This is a genomic window from Lentisphaera profundi (assembly GCF_028728065.1).
Classification (GTDB): domain Bacteria; phylum Verrucomicrobiota; class Lentisphaeria; order Lentisphaerales; family Lentisphaeraceae; genus Lentisphaera; species Lentisphaera profundi.
Genome location: NZ_CP117811.1, coordinates 1,115,453 through 1,134,435 on the forward strand (window position 1 = coordinate 1,115,453; position 18,983 = coordinate 1,134,435).

An 18,983-nucleotide genomic window follows, 5' to 3' on the forward strand; every position below is an offset into this window, starting at 1 on the left:
ATCATGGGGTTATGCTATATTATTTCATGACTAAAACTATCTCAGACCTCACCAAAAAAGTTGTGTTTTTAGAAGAGGAAAACACCTATCTAAAAGCCCAGCTGTATGGTCGTAAAAAAGAGACTGTAGTCTTTGATAACTCAGATACTTTTCCTGAGTGGACTGAATACCTTAAGGATCTGGGCGATTCAAATTCACCAGAAAGAGATGAAGAACCCAAAGTAAATACCCTAAAAAAGAAGAAGAAACGCAAGCCCTTTACGCATTTCAATTTCCCTGAGAATGCTGAACGCGAAATTAAAATCATTGATTTGCCCGAAGATGAAAAAGTTGATCCCATAACTGGTGTAGAACTGAAACTCATGGGATTCGATACATCAGAAAAACTTGTTTATGTTCATGGTCGTTACAAAGTCATAGAGACTCGTGTACGTAAATACAATATTCCAAATAAGCCCAAGGCAGGAGTTATCTCCGCTCTAGTTCCCAGCCATCCGATAACAGGCTGTCGTGCTGATGTGAGCTTGTTGTCACATATACTCATTTCAAAATATGCCGACCATTTACCTCTTTATCGTATCGAAGAGCAATTCAAACGAGATGGACTTACTATTGCGCGACAAACGCTTTCCAACTGGGTTCTCCAGTTAGGAAAAACTCTCCAACCTTTAGGTGATTTATTACGAGATCAAATTTTAAACTCATCAAGAGTTTTTACAGATGACAGCCCTGTTAAGCTTCAAACAAAAGGTAAAGGTAAGCTTCAAGAAGGTCGGATTTGGGTTTATGTCGGCGGCGATGGTCCAGACCCTCCTCTCGTTTGGTTCGAATTCACCAAAGACCGTTCACACTCCCATACATTAGATCGAATGAAAGACTTTCAAGGAGTTTTTCATGCCGATGCTTTTGCTGCGTATGAAAAAATGGATAAGCTTGATGGTATCGATTGGCAGGCTTGCTGGGCTCATGCCAGGCGTAAGTTTTTTGACACACCCAATCCAAACGAATTCTGTAAACAAGTGCTTATTTTGATGGATAAGCTCTTTGAACTCGAACAGGATGCTTGGGCGCTTGGTACTTCGGCAAAGCGACAGAGCTTTCGCAATAGGAAAACAAAGCCTTTTGTTGAAGCTCTATTAAAGACGATTCAAGATCATTACTACAAAGCATGTGAGCCCAAAGGCAAACTTAAAACGGCAATGGAGTACCTACTTAAACGGCAAGAAGCATTTAAAGCTTTTCTTGCTTATCCGGATGCTCGCATAGATAACAATGTGAGTGAACGCGCTATTCGTCCGCTTACTATTGGTAGAAAAAACTGGCTTTTCTTCGGCAGTGAAAAAGGCGGCCAAGCGGCTGCCAATATCATCTCCTTAATCCAGACTTGTCGTAAGCTGGGTATCAATCCAAAAGAATACTTAGAGGATGTGCTCAGGAGAATCATTGATCACCCAAAAGAAAATTTAATGGAACTCCTACCACAAAACTGGAAGAAATAGACTTTTTTTCGAAATAGGCATTCAAATATTCAGCTCAATTGACGCTTACCTTGTACCCCAGCTGCCACAGGTTCAAAAAACACTAAAATAATCCCTATATACCACACGATAAAAGCCGTGAAAGTCATAAGGCGCTATGACTTTTATTGTGGGTCAAGATCGAGTTTCCAAAAATGAAATAGGATATTAATACGATATCTTCGGCAGTGAACAAGGAGGCCAGGCGGCCGCCAATATCATCTCCTTAATCCAGACTTGTCGTAAGCTGGGTATCAATCCAAAAGAATACTTAGAGGATGTACTCAGGAAAATTATTGATCACCCAAAAGAAAATTTAATGGAACTCCTCCTGCAAAACTGGAAAAAATAGACTTTTTTTCGAAATAGACATTCAAATATTCAGCTCAATTGACGCTTACTTTTTGTGAGCTATTGATCGAGTATATACAATAGATTACAGGGCAGTCTTTAGGTGGAGTGAACCCCCTAAGTTATGGCTAATAATAAGCTAGAGTTATATGTAGTTGTATGAGATCTAGGCATAAAAAAACCGGTGAAGATCACCGGTTTATGATAAAGGTATTTACCCGTCCGGTAGGACTTATTCGAAGCGAATAGTTCCGCTTCTACCGTGAGCGTCGAGTCCTTCAGCTTTTGCGAAGGCCGCAACAGCGCCGACTTCTCTTTGTAGAGCTTCTTTACTGTATTTAATAAGACTCGTTCTACGAAAGAATTGATCAACAGTTAGGCCCGAGAAGTGATGACCCGCTCCGCCAGTAGGAAGAACATGGCTTGGGCCGGCAACGAAATCACCAACGGGTTCAGGTGTCCATGGGCCGAGGAAGATAGCGCCAGCATTAGTAATTAAATTGGCTATATCTTCTGCGTTTTCACAAATGATTTCCAAATGTTCGGGTGCATAAAGATCGGCAACTTCAGCAGCTGCTTGCATGTCATTTACTTTGATAAAGAAGATCCCATTATCCAAAACTTTGTCGACACATTCAGAGCGACTGAGCAGTTCTTTTTGAATGAGGACTTCTTTTTCAACTTCGAGGATAAGTTCAGCACAATCACTGACCATAACGGCTTGTTCAAAACCTGAACCATGTTCAGCTTGTGAGAGCAGATCAGCAGCAATGAATTTTGCAGGTGCAGTTTTATCAGCAATGACCATAACTTCAGAGGGTCCAGCGACTAAGTCTAAAGAGCAATAACCATAAACTTGGCGTTTTGCCGCGGTGACGTAAGCATTGCCAGGTCCGCAAATTTTGCGAGCGCGTTTAATGCTTTCTGTTCCGTAGGCAAGGGCGCCAATAGCGTAAACACCACCAAGTTTTAAAACTTCAGTTGCACCAGCTTTTTTCGCAGCATAGAGAATGGCGGGATTTACTGAGCCATCCTTTTGTGGAGGTGTAGTGATGACAATTTCAGGGACGCCTGCAGCTTTAGCAATGGCAGCGGTATGTAAAACAGTGGAAACCAGTGGGGCGGTTCCGCCAGGGACATAACAGGCTATGCGAGAGAGTGGGGCATATTTTTCTCCAAGCTGAACACCTTCACGAGGAGAGTAATTCCAGGCCTTCGGGAGTTTTTGGCTAGAGAAGTCAATGATGTTGGCTGCGGCAAGATCAATGGCATCTTTGATGTCTTGATCCACTTTGTCGTCAGCCGCATCGAGTTCTTCTTGACTCACATGGAATTCACCTGCAGATAGATCTACACCATCAAACTTTTTGGCGTAATGACAAATAGCTTCATCACCACGTTTGCGAATATCGCAAAGTATTTCATTTACGCTAGCAGCAATATCTTCAGGAAAGGCATTGCGTTCAAAAAGGGGGTCAAATGCCGCTGTACAGCGACCGGTAAATTCCAAATGTATCATTTTTATTTATCCTTAAAAGCAACCTGAAATTTGTCGCCATCAGCAATTGCACAAACTGCAGAGATTGGTTTTTCTAAGTCAGCAAATACGCCTTTTCCAAGGATGTAATCACAAGCTTCTTCAGCGGATTCAACATGGAAGTCCGAATCTTTGAGGTGAATACTCGGGGTATTGTGATTATAGGTGGCTACATAAAAAGCTTGACCAGGTTCGAGCGTGATACGAGAAACATGTAGTGCATCTTCACGAACAGTACCAAGAGCAGCTTCGCCAGTTTTGAGGTTCACAATCGAGGCAATACGTGGAGTATTTAGGTGGTCGTGCTCATAATCCATACCAAAAAGACCACTTACAAGAGCGTCACGCATATTCATGCCAGCATCGATCTTTTCGGTGATGGGGTCAGTGTGAGATCCATTAGTAGCGATAGCATATTGACCATCTTGGCTAATGCGTAGGCAGTTGTAGGCGATGTAAGGGTTTTTCATGATGTCATCTTCATGACCTGGCTTGGGTATAATGGCAATACCGCGCTCAACTTCAACAGCGTGACGATTTGGGAACGAGTTAGAAGATACGCGATACATGGCACAGATTTTGCCATCTTTTGTTTTTGCAACGGACACGATACGGCCTACGTACATGAGAAATCCTTATGGTTTTATATAATTTAGTTTAAAGTCGTAATAAACTCCAAAGATATATTTTTTCAAAGCTTAAATTGTGATAAAATAAGCTCTGAATAATATCTTTGGACTGAGCAGATTATTTATCTGGATTATTTTTTCTAGGACGACGTTTTTGATTAAACTTTTTATCATTAGCACCGTCTTTTTTTCTTGGTGCATTAGAGCTCTGCTTAGGGCTTCTACTACGATTTTGGCGATTATCATTACGACGTTTCTTTGATTCTTTACCAGCTTGTTTCGCTTGCTCGTGAGTTGGCGTTTTTTCAGTGATGCCAGGAACGTTTTTAACAGTAATGCTTTTTTTGATTAATTTTTCAATGTTAAAAAGGAAGCTTGCTTCATCAACTGATACAAGTGAAATGGCTTCGCCAGAACATCCTGCACGGCCAGTACGACCAATACGGTGGACATAATCTTCTGGTATTTCAGGGAGTTCATAGTTGACTACGTGAGGGAGTTTATCAATATCAATACCACGAGCGGCAATATCTGTAGCGACGAGAACACGTACTTTGCTATCTTTAAAGTCGGCAAGGGCACGGGTACGAGCATTTTGACTTTTATTGCCGTGGATAGCCGCTGAGCTGATACCATCAGTAATGAGCATGTCTGATAGTTTATTAGCCCCATGCTTGGTTCGAGTAAAGACTAGGACCTGATTCCAATTACCATTTTTAATTAAATTGGAGAGTAGGTGGCGTTTTTTAGTTTTTGCGAGGTGATAAACGGCTTGGTCTACTGTTTCTGCCGACGTGTTTTCGCGGGCAACTTCTACTAAGCTGGGATTGCGAAGGATACTTTCGGAAAGGATTTTTATGTCCTTAGAGTAAGTAGCAGAGAAAAAGAGTGTTTGTCTTTTTTGTGGAACTAATTTAATGATTTTTCTGATGTCATGAATGAAACCCATGTCAAGCATACGGTCAGCTTCATCGAGGATGAGGTATTCAATTCTTGAGAGATCTAGGGCTTTTTGTCCAGCTAGGTCGAGTAAGCGTCCTGGCGTACCAACAACAATGTCAACACCTCTACGCAATTTTTGGATTTGTGGATTAATGCCCACACCGCCAAAAATAACTGTAGAACGAATATCTAGGCCTTTGCCATAGAGTTCAACACTTTCTGCTACTTGAGCAGCAAGTTCTCTTGTGGGAGTTAAAACCAAAGCTCTAGGGCGATGTCCGCCACGCTCTTTACCAGTACTTAAAAGGTGTAATATAGGGAGTGTGAAAGCGGCTGTTTTTCCTGTGCCCGTTTGAGCGCCAGCTAGAATGTCACCACCCTTAAGGATGATAGGGATAGCCTGTTCTTGAATAGGAGTAGGTTGAGTATAACCCTGGAATTTAATTCCAGTTAAAATTTCGGTCCTTAGACCAAGGTTTTCGAAAGACATATGAATCCTGAGTTGGTTTCCGGAAAAATCATAAACAATCGATTCCTTTTTACGGAGTTATTTAAAGGGGGATGGGATACAGAATCGTTGTATATCCATATTAAAACACCAGTCTAATGCCTCAAAAAAATAATTCTTATATATACGGCTATTATAAGTGATAAAAAAAAGGCGCATTACTTAAAGTATGCGCCTTTGGGATTTGATGGTGATTGAATGCTTATTCAAATTTTCTTGTGTAAATACTCGTATTTTTTTTACTGTAATTTGACTGGACTTCAATTGTCTTCCAATCAATATATTTGACTGTGTATGCAGCGCTGCCATTAAAAGATCGAATCTGGTATTCGGAGTCGCTGATTTTTTCGTAAGGGAGTTCAAAATTAAGTGTTTCGCAAAAACCATTGGGCTGAAAAGATAGTTTGTTAAAGACTTTATCTTGATTGGTCCATTCGCCTATGATATTTTCATTTAAATAGATGACAGACTGTTCTTCAGCTTTTTGAGTATTCCATGATATTAAGGAAAATTGAATGACTAAAACTAAGAGAATGCTCAGGAGTGTAAAACGGCGGGCTTCTTTTTTTTGAGGCATTATCGGTAAGTTGGCGATAGTTTTTCTTTTCACAATAAAGGCTCCATTTGTTAAATTTGAGTCAAGGTGTTCTAGATTCGTAAAAAATCAAGTTATTAACTTTTATTACAGATATTTACGTAAGTCCCTGTTCTTATCTTACAGAGCAAAACGCATTTATTACTTTTTTATTGTGAGCTCACCGGTAAAAAAAGTTAAAATGTTATTATTTGATTGGATCATAATGGCACCTTCGTTGCTAAAGCCGTGGACAGTTCCTAAGTAGGACTCCTTGCGGTCATTAGTGAAAAGGACTGTTTTGTTTTTCAATTGAGCGGCGTTCATCCATAGTTCACTGATTGCGCTTGCTTGGTCATAGTATTCTGTATAAAGTTTTTTGAATTGATCGAGAATTTCATTTTTCAGTGATTCGCGATTCCAGGGTATAGCAGTCTCTAAAAGGAGCGAGGTCGCAGGTCGGCCGAGGTTTTTTAATTCAGAGAAAGTCATGTTTACGTTAATACCCATGCCGATTATAAGAGAAGTCATTTTGCTTTGTTCAAAAATACCTTCACATAAAATCCCCGCAATTTTTGCTTGGTCCACCAAGAGATCATTGGGCCATTTTATTCTTAACTCATCTAAGCTTTTTTGGTTTAAACTATTATAAATAGCCAGTGAAGCGAGTTGGACATAAGAATTGACACAGTTTGCGGATAGGTCATCATTTTTAATGACTAAGCTCATATAAATATTTTTATCTGGAGGAGATGACCACTGTCTACCTAAGCGGCCTTTACCTGAAGTTTGTGTATTGGTGTACAATACTGAGCCGTGGGGGTAATTGGCGATATTCCGTTTAGCTTCTTCGTTGGTTGAATCAATAGAGTCAAAATAAAAGTTCGTGTAGTCAATCATTATTTTTCTTTGAGGAGACTATATAAATTAGTTTTACTCAATTCATTTTTATACTTTTCAAAATTAATATTTTTCTCCTTGAGGCCGAGCTTACTATCCGTATTTTCAACAAAGGATTTTAATCCATCACCCATGACGGCATTATGAATATCTAGTAAATTGATATGGTGTAAATCACGTCCCGCTTTAAAGAGTTCATTGCGAGATCCGACAGTAATAATCAGTCCAGAGTCAGCTAATTGGTTAAGGATCTTCTGACCAAGAAGGACGGGGATTTTAAGTTCTTGCAAGCGTATGTGAGCTTCCCAGCTTTCACCAGTAAGAAATTTTCTTGAGATGGATATACAGATAATGATGGCGGCATTATAAAGGTCTTCACCCTTCAGTTTTAAGTATTCATCTTCTTCTTCGTAAGTTGCGTGGTTTTGCAGAGCAAAGCACAGTTGCGCACCTAATAGGATAATTAACCAAGCAATAAAGAGCCAAACCATGAAAAATGGAATAACGGCAAAGGTTCCGTAAAGGGGGTATGAGGAGACGCCTATTTGTAAGTTGACGTAAATGTATTGAGTAATTGACCAGCCAATTGTGACGAGGAAGCTAGCAATGAAAGCAGGGCGAAATTTTACTTTGGTATTAGGTAAAAAACGGTAGAGGAAGGTGAAGCCAAAGGCAATAATTAATGGGCTGATGATTTTTACAAGTAAGCTGTAAAATTCAAAAATGCCTTCGCCAAGATAGAGGTTGGAAGTTAAGTACTGCTGTACTTTATCGCTAGCAAGGAAGGCGTTGGCAGAAGCCGTGGCAATGAGAATTGGTGGAAGTGTGACGAATATGAAAAGGTATTCTTTAACTTTGGTCATCAGGTCACGATTTTTTTTGATGCCCCAGATCATATTGAACGAATGCTCAATTTTGCTCATCATGCTAATGGCCGTAAATAGAGAAATAGAGATGCCTACTAATCCTACAGCTTTCAGGTTAGCTTGATCAATGAGAGTGAATATCTGTGTTAAAATTTCACGTATTTGCTCCGGGAGTTCGCCGAAGAAAAAATCTTGCTGATCTCGGATCATGTCGGCTAAACCCATGGCTTTTGAAAAGGCAAAGACAAAAGCGAGAGTCGGCAACATAGATAAGACAGTAATGTTGGTTAAAGCAGAGGCTTGGAGGGTGAGGTTGTTTTTATTGAAATCATTAATAAGCACTCTTATGCACCTGAGAGTAATTATTCTAAGCTTATGTAGGTAGTTAAGTTCGTCGACTTCCGCTTCCCATATGCCGGCAAAAATTTTATCGTGGGTGTTTTTTAAAATTTTAATCATAGTTTTGTGCTTGTAGAAAGGTTACCTGGTATCGGGCGTTTAATATATTGTGCGTTTTAAGTTTTTCACATTCTTTAATCAATTTTCTAAGTTGGCCGGGGCTTAATTTTTCTTCAACATTTGCCCCTATACGGTGGATTTTTTTAAAAAATTCAATCGAGGAATTGAAATTTTCACAAAAGTCATGAGTCGAATGATTCACTTGAGAGAGGCATTGTTCTGCTGATTTTTGTAAGTCTTCCGCCATGCGGTAGAGCAAGCCTTTGTATTCAATTTGAGCTTTTTTGAAAGCTTGAGGCAAGAATTCTAGTGTGCCTGCAGTAGGGGTGGCGACTAGGATGATGGCTTTATTATTTGCGAGATTCGCAATGTCTTTCATCCACGAATCCCAGTCCCTGACCCACTGGATGGCCATGCTCGAAATGATGATGTCAAATTTATGGCTAGTCTTAGGGAGTTCACATACCTGGAAATCGAATTCAGTTCCTAGTTTCTCTGAGGCTACTTTAATCATCTCAGGTGCAGGGTCACATACTAATATACTTGCCTTAGGGAAGCGTTGTTTGAGTTCTTGACTAATGAAGCCAGTGCCAGCGCCTATTTCTAGGATTCGCAGGGCTTTGAAATTATGAGGTATCTTTTCGATGAGAGCACTAGCAATGCGCCTTTGTATCTGTGCGTATTTATCATAGTTCTGAGCGTGAGAATTGAAATTGCCCTTAATCATGACATTTCCCAATGAAAGTTTCAATGAGTTCAAGCGCTGCTACTGATTGGCTTAAATCATGTGCTTCCTCAGTTAGTACATGGATCTCGGCATTTGGGAAGTTTTTGGATAATTGTAGAGAAACTTTAGGGTGCAAGACACGATCCTTTCGTCCGCGGAGTAAAAGGACTTTGGTATCTGAATGGGTAGGGGCCAATATTTTAGTTTTTAGCAGATCAAGACCTTTAGATAATGCAGTGACGTTATAGAATTCTTTTTCGTGGCTAACACTACCCGCCAATTGTTGGAAATTTTTAATGAGCTTGTGGGGGTTTTCTTTGAGGCCTAATTGCATTTGATCAATTTTTTCAATGAGTTTAGGGTCGGCATTATGGTTGCCACAGAAAGCATTAAACCCACTCAGGCAAATAATGCCTTTGCAGAGAGGTGATTCGAGGGCCTTATCAATATATAAGCTCCCAAGAGAGTAGGCGATAAAAATAAATTCTTGATTTGCTTCTGCAATTAAGAAGTCTTCGGGGCTCGTCTTGGCATGAGCATAAAAACTCCAATCAAAGCAGGTGACTTGGCCAAGGAAATCGAAATATGAGTGATCGCAGGCCCAGCCAGGGATAGCTATTAGTTTCATGATTTTAATAATGCGACAAGATAACGGATTTGTTCTATATAAAGTGGCCATAGGAGAATCCATGACCAAGCAAAAATTGCAATAAAGGGAGCAAATGGAATGGCTCTTTGAGTCATTTTGGCTTCTTTTTTACTAATGATTAAATAGATCATGCCTAGCAGGCTGGCAAATCCAAGTGATACGAGGGCGCCTTGGATTCCAATAAATGCAGCGCAGAGAGTGATAAGACTTAAATCGCCACCACCAATGACCGCACTAGGGAAAGTGAGCTTGTTGATGAATATTTTTTGTTCGGGGTCAATTTTGTAGTCAAGTCCATCTTTGGTAGATTTTCCCTGGCGATTGACTTCAACTACTTGTTTGTCGCAAGTATGAAAACGAATTTTCTCATCTTTTTCACTTAAGATTTCTTTCCAAGCGAGGGGGTCATCACCTTCGGCTTGGCAATTGTCTTTGCGGAGGATGACTTGTACGGGGGGCTCGCATTCTATTGTGTGAGAGCCAAATACCTTACGTCCTAATTTTGCACATAAATACATAAAGGAATAAGCGATACTAACATTAAAGAGGCAATGAAATAGTGACCTAAGGCGAGGAGGGAAGCCATCTAAGATTGAATAGTTAGCTTGGATCTCGAAGAGGGAGTGCTGGGAACTTAGTAGTTGGCTATTGGGAAAGGCGAGTGCGAGGATGAAGGCGCAGGCAATACCAAAATAAATGAGTTGAATGGGAATGGTGCGAGTTTCAATATCAGTTAAACTAGCCGCAATGAGTATCGAGCTTGCGATTAGCGCAAGTAAAACCTGACTTAAGGGAAGCTGATAATGGCGACCCGCAAACATGACGCATAGCCACATTATACCAGTAATCGTTTCAATGACTAAGTAGCGTGGCGATATTGAGGTTTTACAGGCACGGCATTTCCCTCGGAGAACAAGCCAGCCAATGATAGGGATGTTATCATAAAGCTTGATCTCGGTTGAGCATTTGGGACAATGAGATCCAGGGACACTTAAACTCATACCTAATGGGAGTCGCCAGATGACGACATTGAGGAAGCTCCCAATACAGCAACCTAGCATGAAGGTGAAGAGGCCTCCCACAGAGAAAAAATGATTGTAGAAAAAGTTAATTAATTGTGCTTCAGTCATGAGGATAGGCTGCTTCGATTAGATTTTTTCGCATGATTTCTACAGGTGCTTTCATGTCCGTCCACATTTCCCAGGATTTAACACCTTGATGTAGTAGCATGCCTAAGCCTCCTGCTGTTTTACAGCCTGCTTCTTTGGCGGCAATTTGAAAGGGGGTCTCTTTATAAATCATATCCATCACTAAAATAGAAGAATGAAGTAAAGAGCTAGGGAAGGGTTGGGCATCTCCGTCCTTGAGTCCGAGGCTAGTGCATTGAATAAGGATATCGTATTCTTGACAGATCTTTGTGTGCTTGGATAGATCACTGGAGGCAATGAATTGTGTTTCGCAGCCTGGATTCATTAGTTTGGCAGTATCTAATAAGAGTTGTGCATTAGCTTCGCTTCTATTAATGACGGTGATGGCTGTAGCGCCTGATTTAGCAATTCTCGCCGCAGCTGCTCTCGCGGCTCCGCCTGCGCCTACAAACAAAACTCTTTTGTTGTTGAGTGATATACCAAACTCTTCTTTGATGGCGGTTTCGATGCCATAACCATCAGTACTATAGCCATGGAGTTTTCCGTCTTTTTGGACAATGACAGTATTGACGCTTTGGCAAGCGAGAGCTTCTTTATCTACCCAATCTAATAAAGGGATAATATCTGCTTTTAGTGGGACGGTGCAATTCCAACCTTTATATGACTCAGCCTTTAGTCCATCGATAATACTATTGATGTCATCGGGGGGGCATTCGATTAAGTTATAATTGGCGTTCAAATTCATTTCCTTAAAAGCAGGGTTATGAATACTGGGGGATAAAGAATGATTAACCGGCCATCCGATCAGTCCATATTTAAGCATGAAGGTTTTTCCTGTGTTAAAATAATCATAATAGATTAACGAAGTTACATTCTAATTCAATCATTCTGCTTAACTATTATAAAGTAGTTTTATTACTTTCTGTCGAAGCTTTGCTTGTGTTGGCACTTGGTGTATGGGCTATCTCTAGTAAAAAGTTAGTACGGATGGATGCTTTTTGATATTTTGTAGTTCTGAGTTTTTTTGGTCTAAGTATTTGGCTTATAAGCTATACGTATATTTATGCTAGGCAGCAAAGAAAAGAGATTGTTAAAAAAGTTAAGAAAATTTTCAAAAGAGATTTGCGGAAAAAGTAAGTGGGGATATCCTAAGGGCCTTGTCAGAAACGACAGGCAAACAACAGAGCCGAAAGTGAGCGAGTTGACTGAGAAAGACGCAGATGTTTGATAGTTGAATTATATGATAGTAACGGGCTCCTAAATCATTTATGATTTAAGAGTTAATTTTTTCGAGAGAGAAAACTCAATAGAATAAAAAAAGTAATAAGTCAGAATCAAACACAATCAAATTGATTGGAGAGTTTGATCCTGGCTCAGAATGAATGCTGGCGGCATGGATTAGGCATGCAAGTTGAACGAGAATCTAACTTCGGTTAGAGGAAAGTAGCGAAAGGGTGAGTAACGCGTGAATAATCTGCCCCCAAGTTTGGAACAACAGTTGGAAACGACTGCTAAAACCGGATGTGGATATAAGGTCGCATGATCTAATATCTAAAGGAAACGCTTGGGGATGAGTTCGCGTGCCATTATGTTAGTTGGTAAGGTAACGGCTTACCAAGACTATGACGGCTAGGTGGTCTGAGAGGACGATCACCCACACTGGGACTGAGACACTGCCCAGACTCCTGCGGGAGGCTGCAGTCGAGAATCTTCCGCAATGCGCGCAAGCGTGACGGAGCAATGCCGCGTGATCGAAGACGGCCTTCGGGTTGTAAAGATCTGTCAGGGGGGAAAAACGATGATGGTACCCCCAGAGGAAGCCACGGCTAACTACGTGCCAGCAGCCGCGGTAATACGTAGGTGGCGAGCATTATTCGGAATTACTGGGCGTAAAGGGTCCGCAGGTGGTTAACTAAGTCAGATGTGAAATTTCAGTGCTCAACACTGAACCTGCATTTGAAACTGGTAAACTAGAGTATGTGAGAGGTAAGCGGAATTTGTGGTGTAGCGGTGGAATGCGTAGATATCACAAGGAAGACCAAAGGCGAAGGCAGCTTACTGGCACAATACTGACACTCATGGACGAAGGCTAAGGTAGCGAAAAGGATTAGATACCCTTGTAGTCTTAGCAGTAAACGTTGTACACTCGATGTTGGTCTGGTTAGTCGGATCAGTGTCTAAGCTAACGCGATAAGTGTACCGCCTGGGAAGTACGGTCGCAAGACTAAAACTCAAAGGAATTGACGGGGGCCCGCACAAGCGGTGGAGCATGTGGCTTAATTCGAGGCAACGCGAAGAACCTTACCCGGGTTTGACATTGAGCGACGTTCGGTGAAAGCCGAATTCCCTTCGGGGCGCGAAAACAGGTGCTGCATGGCTGTCGTCAGCTCGTGCTGTGAAGTGTTCGGTTAAGTCCGGCAACGAGCGCAACCCATACCCTTACTTGCTAACAGGTAATGCTGAGAACTTTAAGGGGACTGCCCGTGTTAAGCGGGAGGAAGGTGTGGACGACGTCAAGTCAGTATGGCCCTTACACCCGGGGCTGCACACGTGCTACAATGGCCGGTACAAAGGGCAGCAACCTAGCGATAGGAAGCGAATCCCCAAAACCGGTCTCAGTACGGATTGGAGTCTGCAACTCGACTCCATGAAGATGGAATCGCTAGTAAATGGGCATCAGCTACGGCTCATTGAATACGTTCCCGGGCCTTGTACACACCGCCCGTCACATCATGGGAGCTGAGTTCACCCGAAGTCGTTGCGCCAACCTGCTTGCAGGAGGCAGACGCCGAAGGTGGGCTTAGTGACTGGGATGAAGTCGTAACAAGGTAGCCGTTGGGGAACCAGCGGCTGGATCACCTCCTTTTTAAGGAATGAAAAAAGACTAACCTCTATTTAGAACTTCGGTTCTATAACATGAGTGCTTTTTACATGACTTATTACCCCGTTACTATCATATAATTCAAATATTGAGCATGAAGCGTCCATTAGGACGCTTTTTTTTTGCCCAAATTAGTCGCGAACAGTAAATAGACTGACTGTGAATCATTTAATAGTGAGGTCTCAGTCAGTGCTTTATTCGAAAAATAAATAGCTATGCTAATAATGCTCTTTAAAGAGCAAGTCAGAAGAGGCGTAAATACTAGTTTATTGACGGAGAGGAAGTATATTCATGGCTAAATTTTAAGGAAGTGTGAATGAAAGTTAAAGCAATTATCAGTGTGGTTTCGGTATTGATCATGGTGATGGGTGCCGCGGTATCTTTGGCGGCGGTAGCATCTTGGATTATGCAAGATAGCTTAGCGGATACACAGGGCATTTTGAAATGCTCAGCCTTTTCCATTTTAGGTGGATTAATTTTACATCTTAAGACAAGAGATAGAAACCACGAAGTGAATCCTCGAGAAGTCTATGCAATTGTTACAGTGGGTTGGTTATCGGTCTGCTTAATTGCAGCGATACCTTTTGTAGCCTTAACGGATATGAGTTTTACTGATAGTTACTTTGAAGTAATGAGTGGTTTGACCACGACGGGAGCGACTGTTTTAACAGATATTGAGTCATTGCCGAAAGGCTTGTTATTTTGGCGTTGCTTTTGTAACTGGTTGGGTGGCTTAGGTATAGTGATTTTATCGATGGCGATACTCCCTTTTTTGGGCTCCGGAGCGTATCAATTATTTAAAGCTGAAGCAACCGGTCCACAATCCGAGCAAATCACTTCAAGGGCAATTGATACGGCGAAAATTTTATGGGCTATTTATGTGGTTTTAACTTTAGTTTGTATAGGTATTTATCATTACTTAGATATGCCAATATTTGAAGCAGTTTGCCATGGTTTAAGTACTTTGTCTACAGGAGGGTATTCACCTTTAGCTTCAAGTTTTGGGAACTATGGTTATGCGGTTCTTTATGTGAGTACCTTTTTTATGATGGTGGCTGCAACTAACTTTACACTTCACATAAAAGCTTTGAAGGGAGATATATTTTGTTATTTTCGCGATGAAGAGTTTCGTTGGTACTTAGCCACATTTCTCTTTGCGTTGACTTTGATAGCGTTCTTTTTAAATAGCGATTCAGGTTATGACCTTGCCGCGAGTTTTGCTCACTCAACCTTTCAAGTGGCGAGCTTAGAGACTTCCTGTGGCTTTGCTTCCGATGATTTTGATAAGTGGTCAACTCCTTCAAAAATCGTCCTCTTTTTGATTATGTTTATGGGAGGTTGCGGTGGATCAACTACGGGTGGTTTAAAAGTAGCCAGGATCGTACTTTTAGTTAAGTATACCTTTATTAAAGTTAAACAGATGATTTTGCCCCATAGTTTAATTAACCTTCACTTCAATGGGCGCCGCGTTAATGATGATATGATTCAGCGCTCACTGGCCTTCTTTTTTGCCTTTATTTTTCTCTATGCAATAACCGCTTTTTCACTGAGTTTTGCTCCGGGTATAGATATTACGACTGCACTCAGTGGATCGATTGCTTGCGTGGGCAATATGGGGCCTGGCTTCGCACTTTTGGGACCAGCGGAAACCTTTGCGTGGTTACCCGATTGGAATAAATGGATTCTTTGCATGGCAATGTTTTTAGGCCGTTTAGAGATTTTCACTGTTGTTATTGTTTTTGTACCCAATTTTTGGAGAAGGTAATTATGCAGGTTCCCGCCTTTATTATTTATAATTATTTAGTGATGAGTTTAATCACTTTTTTACTCTATGGCATCGATAAATGGAAGGCAAAAAAAGACTTGTCTAGAATACCTGAAAAAGTTCTGCATATCACTGAACTCTTGGGGGATGGCCTGGTGCCATTCTCGGACAGCTTTTTTGGCGCCATAAAACAGCGAAGCTCTCGTATCAAATAGTCTTTTGGTCGATTGTTCTTATTCATTTGATTTTATGGTATCTTAAGTTTACGAACAAGATTTAATTAACTTAAGTTTTAACATGTAAAAGCTTCTTCGCTATTTAAAAAAGGCGCTTTTATCAGGTCATAAATCGCCATTCTGAAGAGGATTGATTTAACTAAGTCTTGATTTATTCCTCCCTTGATTTAGTCTGAATCACGAAAATTGCGCAAGGCGCAAATAATTATTATAAGGCAGGAGAAAATAAAGATGTCTATTAAAAAAGTTGGAATATTAACTGCGGGTGGTTTAGCACCATGTTTATCAACGGCGATTGGTCGTTTACTTGAGCGTTACACTGAAATCGCTCCAGAAATTGAAATCATTTGTTACACGAGTGGCTACAAAGGTCTTTTACTTGGTGATAAAATCACTGTAGATGCTGATATGCGTGCCAATGCAGCCGTACTCTATGAGCATGGCGGAAGTCCCATCGGAAATAGCCGGGTAAAACTTACTAATATTGCAGATTGTGAAAAACGTGGCTTAGTGAAGCCAGGTGAAAATCCTTTAGCGGTAGCAGCCAATCAACTCGTGAAAGATAAGGTTGATGTCCTTCACACCATCGGTGGTGATGATACCAATACTACAGCGGCAGACTTAGCTGCATATCTTGCAGATAATGATTATAAACTCATTGTTGTGGGTCTTCCTAAGACTATTGATAATGATGTATTCCCAATTAAGCAATCTCTCGGTGCTTTTACAGCAGCAGAAGAGGGTGCGAAGTATTTTGAGAATGTTGTATCTGAACACAATGCGAATCCACGTATGCTTATCGTTCATGAAGTGATGGGTCGTAGTTGTGGTTGGTTAACAGCTTACACGGCCAAAATCTACCGTGAGCGTTTAGCTAAACGCAATTTACTCCCTGCACTTGGTCTCAATAAAGAGCGTTTAGATGTGCATGCAATCTTCATCCCAGAAATGGCGATTGATATTAAAGCTGAAGCAGCACGCCTTAGCCAAGTGATGGACGAACAAGATAACGTCAATATCTTTATTTCTGAAGGTGCAGGCCTCGAAGCTATTATTGCTGAGATGGAAGCTGCGGGTGAAGAAGTGCCACGCGATGCTTTTGGTCATGCAAAATTAGATGCAGTGAATCCTGGTAAATGGTTTGGCAGTCAGTTTGCTAAGCTTTTAAATGCAGAAAAAGTTTTGATTCAAAAATCAGGCTACTATGCAAGAGCAGCGGCTTCTAATAAAGAAGACTTGGCATTGATTAAGCTTTGTGCTGATAAAGCAGTTGAAGCAGCACTCGCAGGTATTGGCGGAGTCGTTGGTCATGATGATGATCAAAATGATGAACTTCGTGCTATTGAATTTCCTCGTATTGCTGGTGGTAAGCCATTCAATATTGATGAGTCTTGGTTTGATGATCTCTTAGCGGGTATTGGTCAAGCTAAGGGTGCTAAAGTCGAGTGCGCTCACTAAGCCCAAGGCTTTAGATCAAAAAAAGCCGTTTAAGTCATTGACTTGAACGGCTTTTTTTTTATGATTTTCAGCTACTTATTAAGGAACTTATTCCCGAAAATGTAAGCTGAGTCAAACAGGGCCTTAGCGACTTCTCAAATTAGAGTGTGCGCTGCAAAGCAACAACTTTTCCTTGGATATACACTTCTGAGGGTTCATAGAATTGTGTTTCAAATTCATTGTTACAGGGGCGTAATTCAATCTTGCCATCAGTAAAGTAGAGTTGTTTAACAGTTGTATCACCATTCACCATTGCCACAACAATGTCTTCTGCGTTAGCATTATCTTGTTGCTTAACAATGATGGAGTCACCATCTAAAATACCTGCATCGCGCATACTTTCGCCATTCACTAAAAGAGCGAAAAGTCGACCATCAGCACGGAGTCCTTGGAAGGAAGCGGGATCAATTTGGATTTCACGTTCGACATTTTCTTCTGCCATCAAAGGCATGCCTGCAGAGATGCGACCCAAGAGGGGGATGCTCAGCATAAAAGAAAGATTGCGTGGACGAGTTGTGGTATTAGTTAAAGTCATGCTTCGGGCTTTACTACTACGAGTTAAGTAGCCTTTGCGTTGAAGTGCACGAACATGAGCAAAACTAGTGGCTGACTTAATATTAAAGCGCTCTGCAATTTCATAAATTGTGGGAGCCATACCTTCACGAGTGGTGAAGTCTTCGATAAAGTCAAGAGTTTCTTGTTGACGATCAGTTAAACCTTTCATAAAGAAGTACCTTATATTAATTAGTTAGTTTAAGTTATTAACTTTTGAAACAAAATACAAGCATAAAATAGCTATTTATCAAAAATAAAGACTTCTTTTTATTAGCTTATAGATTATTTATTAATTTCTCAGCCCTGAATTGAGCTAATGATAAGTAGCTAATGATTCGAATGGATGAAAAAATTAGATGTATTATAATGTGAGCTAAAATTAATAGAAGAGAGTGAGTGGCAAGTGAGCGAGGGGAATAATAGAGCAAGACCTAAAGAATTAGCTTATGCCAAGACTTTAGGGATCGATGAGCCTGAATCATATACCAAATTAGTTTTGAGTGATTTGATTGCGATTGCAAAAGGATCAGGATTAAAAGAAGTCCAAAGCTACCTCGCACTGAAAAAATATGCTGCTACGGCAGAGTCTTTTTCTTCAGTGCTTTATATGCAGGGACAGAGGCAAGCGAAAGCTATTGGCCGTGTGGAAGAAATTTACTTTGATCAAGAAAAAAAATGGGCAATGGTGCATTTTTCTTTAGCTAAATACGAGAGCTTCATGGGGCAGATCTGCATCGATTGGAATGAGCAGCTATTAATCCCATTACAAAAAATTTCTGATATGGTGTATTTATCAGAACTGAAAGCAGAGGAATTAGTGGGGCAATCGAAGGCTGAGTACGAGCAGGCTTTAGAGGCCTTAGTATTCACGAGTCAAAATGAAGCAAAAGTTAATGAAACTCCAAAACCGAAAGTTAATCAAATCACGGATCAGATAAAGCGCGGCTTCAAGACTCTTTTTAATAAGAAATAAATATCTCCAAAGGAGGATAATTTAATATTTTAATTTTAAATCATCCCCGTAGGGATATCCACCAGTCGATGGGTGGCAACCCTCGCAGGGAAGGGGACTCAGACGCTTAATAGCGGATTGAGGCTGCCGCCGCAGGCAGAGAAAATAATATTTTCACCCGCCTCTCAAGGTGGGCACACCTTGCAGGGAAGGGGACGGAGTCCCGAGACTACTATCAAATAAAATATAAAGGGGGATTATACCGCCTCACTCCAGCGGGGACGGAGTCC

General features: G+C 41.0%; 16 protein-coding genes, 1 rRNA gene and 1 pseudogene. 7 read left to right on the plus strand and 11 right to left on the minus strand.

Annotation, left to right across the window (positions count from 1 at the left end; all coding sequences use genetic code 11):
• The first annotated feature begins 26 nt into the window (after window positions 1-26).
• Both tnpC and PQO03_RS22055 read left to right on the plus strand, forming a co-directional pair.
• Window positions 27-1,499 (plus strand): IS66 family transposase, encoded by a 1,473-nt coding sequence (gene tnpC, locus PQO03_RS04570; RefSeq protein WP_274150713.1) that lies wholly within the window; start codon window positions 27-29, stop codon window positions 1,497-1,499.
• Window positions 1,500-1,746: 247 nt separating this feature from the next.
• Window positions 1,747-1,869, plus strand: coding sequence for a transposase domain-containing protein (locus PQO03_RS22055; RefSeq protein ID WP_420792851.1), 123 nt, complete (start codon window positions 1,747-1,749; stop codon window positions 1,867-1,869).
• A gap of 231 nt (window positions 1,870-2,100) precedes the next feature.
• Here PQO03_RS22055 and hisD read toward each other — a convergent pair whose 3' ends face one another.
• The 10 genes from hisD to aroE all read right to left on the minus strand — a co-directional run bounded on the left by hisD (window position 2,101) and on the right by aroE (window position 11,630).
• Window positions 2,101-3,387, minus strand: a complete 1,287-nt coding sequence (gene hisD, locus PQO03_RS04575; protein WP_274151481.1) for a histidinol dehydrogenase — start codon at window positions 3,385-3,387, stop codon at window positions 2,101-2,103.
• A 2-nt stretch (window positions 3,388-3,389) separates the two neighbouring features.
• Window positions 3,390-4,031 carry an IMP cyclohydrolase gene (locus tag PQO03_RS04580; protein ID WP_274151482.1) on the minus strand — a complete coding sequence of 214 codons (642 nt, stop codon included), beginning with the start codon at window positions 4,029-4,031 and terminating at the stop codon, window positions 3,390-3,392.
• A 121-nt stretch (window positions 4,032-4,152) separates the two neighbouring features.
• Window positions 4,153-5,466, minus strand: coding sequence for a DEAD/DEAH box helicase (locus tag PQO03_RS04585; RefSeq protein ID WP_274151483.1), 1,314 nt, complete (start codon window positions 5,464-5,466; stop codon window positions 4,153-4,155).
• 220 nt (window positions 5,467-5,686) lie between these two features.
• Window positions 5,687-6,094, minus strand: a complete 408-nt coding sequence (locus tag PQO03_RS04590; protein WP_274151484.1) for a hypothetical protein — start codon at window positions 6,092-6,094, stop codon at window positions 5,687-5,689.
• Between the two features lie 126 nt (window positions 6,095-6,220).
• Window positions 6,221-6,958 (minus strand): biotin--[acetyl-CoA-carboxylase] ligase, encoded by a 738-nt coding sequence (locus tag PQO03_RS04595; protein ID WP_274151486.1) that lies wholly within the window; start codon window positions 6,956-6,958, stop codon window positions 6,221-6,223.
• A complete protein-coding gene (locus PQO03_RS04600; protein WP_274151488.1) occupies window positions 6,958-8,283 on the minus strand; it encodes a YihY/virulence factor BrkB family protein in 1,326 nt (441 codons plus the stop codon). The genes PQO03_RS04595 and PQO03_RS04600 overlap by 1 nt, the downstream gene beginning before the upstream one ends.
• Window positions 8,276-9,010 carry a methyltransferase domain-containing protein gene (locus PQO03_RS04605; protein ID WP_274151489.1) on the minus strand — a complete coding sequence of 245 codons (735 nt, stop codon included), beginning with the start codon at window positions 9,008-9,010 and terminating at the stop codon, window positions 8,276-8,278. Before PQO03_RS04605 ends, PQO03_RS04600 begins: the two co-directional genes overlap by 8 nt.
• Complete coding sequence (locus tag PQO03_RS04610; RefSeq protein WP_274151491.1) at window positions 9,003-9,638, minus strand: alpha/beta fold hydrolase; 636 nt, start codon at window positions 9,636-9,638, stop codon at window positions 9,003-9,005. Before PQO03_RS04610 ends, PQO03_RS04605 begins: the two co-directional genes overlap by 8 nt.
• Window positions 9,635-10,789, minus strand: coding sequence for a prepilin peptidase (locus PQO03_RS04615; RefSeq protein WP_274151492.1), 1,155 nt, complete (start codon window positions 10,787-10,789; stop codon window positions 9,635-9,637). The genes PQO03_RS04610 and PQO03_RS04615 overlap by 4 nt, the downstream gene beginning before the upstream one ends.
• On the minus strand, window positions 10,782-11,630 hold the full coding sequence (gene aroE / locus PQO03_RS04620) for a shikimate dehydrogenase (protein WP_274151493.1): 849 nt from the start codon (window positions 11,628-11,630) through the stop codon (window positions 10,782-10,784). Before aroE ends, PQO03_RS04615 begins: the two co-directional genes overlap by 8 nt.
• 527 nt (window positions 11,631-12,157) lie before the next feature.
• Between aroE and PQO03_RS04625 the strand changes: the two genes are divergently transcribed.
• The 4 genes and pseudogenes from PQO03_RS04625 to PQO03_RS04640 all read left to right on the plus strand — a co-directional run bounded on the left by PQO03_RS04625 (window position 12,158) and on the right by PQO03_RS04640 (window position 17,147).
• A 16S ribosomal RNA gene (locus tag PQO03_RS04625) occupies window positions 12,158-13,673 on the plus strand.
• Window positions 13,674-14,004: 331 nt separating this feature from the next.
• Window positions 14,005-15,453: a TrkH family potassium uptake protein gene (locus PQO03_RS04630; RefSeq protein ID WP_274151495.1), complete on the plus strand. Its 1,449-nt coding sequence runs from the start codon at window positions 14,005-14,007 to the stop codon at window positions 15,451-15,453.
• A gap of 41 nt (window positions 15,454-15,494) precedes the next feature.
• A pseudogene (locus PQO03_RS04635) lies at window positions 15,495-15,733 on the plus strand (DUF1294 domain-containing protein).
• A gap of 187 nt (window positions 15,734-15,920) precedes the next feature.
• Window positions 15,921-17,147: a pyrophosphate--fructose-6-phosphate 1-phosphotransferase gene (locus tag PQO03_RS04640; RefSeq protein ID WP_274151496.1), complete on the plus strand. Its 1,227-nt coding sequence runs from the start codon at window positions 15,921-15,923 to the stop codon at window positions 17,145-17,147.
• A gap of 139 nt (window positions 17,148-17,286) precedes the next feature.
• Here the strand turns inward: PQO03_RS04640 and lexA are convergent, their stop codons facing one another.
• Entirely contained in the window at window positions 17,287-17,910 is a 624-nt protein-coding gene (lexA, locus tag PQO03_RS04645) for a transcriptional repressor LexA (RefSeq protein ID WP_274151497.1), read from the minus strand.
• Window positions 17,911-18,144: 234 nt separating this feature from the next.
• Between lexA and PQO03_RS04650 the strand changes: the two genes are divergently transcribed.
• A complete protein-coding gene (locus PQO03_RS04650; protein WP_274151498.1) occupies window positions 18,145-18,714 on the plus strand; it encodes a hypothetical protein in 570 nt (189 codons plus the stop codon).
• Window positions 18,715-18,983 lie beyond the last annotated feature (269 nt).

What these genes read in the sequence shown, in the direction of transcription:
- PQO03_RS04600 (WP_274151488.1), bottom strand. Translation starts at nt 8,283, where the DNA reads ATGATTAAAATTTTAAAAAACACCCACGATAAAATTTTTGCCGGCATA.
- aroE (WP_274151493.1), bottom strand. Translation starts at nt 11,630, where the DNA reads ATGCTTAAATATGGACTGATCGGATGGCCGGTTAATCATTCTTTATCC.
- PQO03_RS04640 (WP_274151496.1), top strand. Translation starts at nt 15,921, where the DNA reads ATGTCTATTAAAAAAGTTGGAATATTAACTGCGGGTGGTTTAGCACCA.
- tnpC (WP_274150713.1), top strand. Translation starts at nt 27, where the DNA reads ATGACTAAAACTATCTCAGACCTCACCAAAAAAGTTGTGTTTTTAGAA.
- PQO03_RS04615 (WP_274151492.1), bottom strand. Translation starts at nt 10,789, where the DNA reads ATGACTGAAGCACAATTAATTAACTTTTTCTACAATCATTTTTTCTCT.
- PQO03_RS04605 (WP_274151489.1), bottom strand. Translation starts at nt 9,010, where the DNA reads ATGATTAAGGGCAATTTCAATTCTCACGCTCAGAACTATGATAAATAC.
- PQO03_RS04595 (WP_274151486.1), bottom strand. Translation starts at nt 6,958, where the DNA reads ATGATTGACTACACGAACTTTTATTTTGACTCTATTGATTCAACCAAC.
- PQO03_RS04610 (WP_274151491.1), bottom strand. Translation starts at nt 9,638, where the DNA reads ATGAAACTAATAGCTATCCCTGGCTGGGCCTGCGATCACTCATATTTC.
- hisD (WP_274151481.1), bottom strand. Translation starts at nt 3,387, where the DNA reads ATGATACATTTGGAATTTACCGGTCGCTGTACAGCGGCATTTGACCCC.
- PQO03_RS04630 (WP_274151495.1), top strand. Translation starts at nt 14,005, where the DNA reads ATGAAAGTTAAAGCAATTATCAGTGTGGTTTCGGTATTGATCATGGTG.
- PQO03_RS04580 (WP_274151482.1), bottom strand. Translation starts at nt 4,031, where the DNA reads ATGTACGTAGGCCGTATCGTGTCCGTTGCAAAAACAAAAGATGGCAAA.
- lexA (WP_274151497.1), bottom strand. Translation starts at nt 17,910, where the DNA reads ATGAAAGGTTTAACTGATCGTCAACAAGAAACTCTTGACTTTATCGAA.
- PQO03_RS04585 (WP_274151483.1), bottom strand. Translation starts at nt 5,466, where the DNA reads ATGTCTTTCGAAAACCTTGGTCTAAGGACCGAAATTTTAACTGGAATT.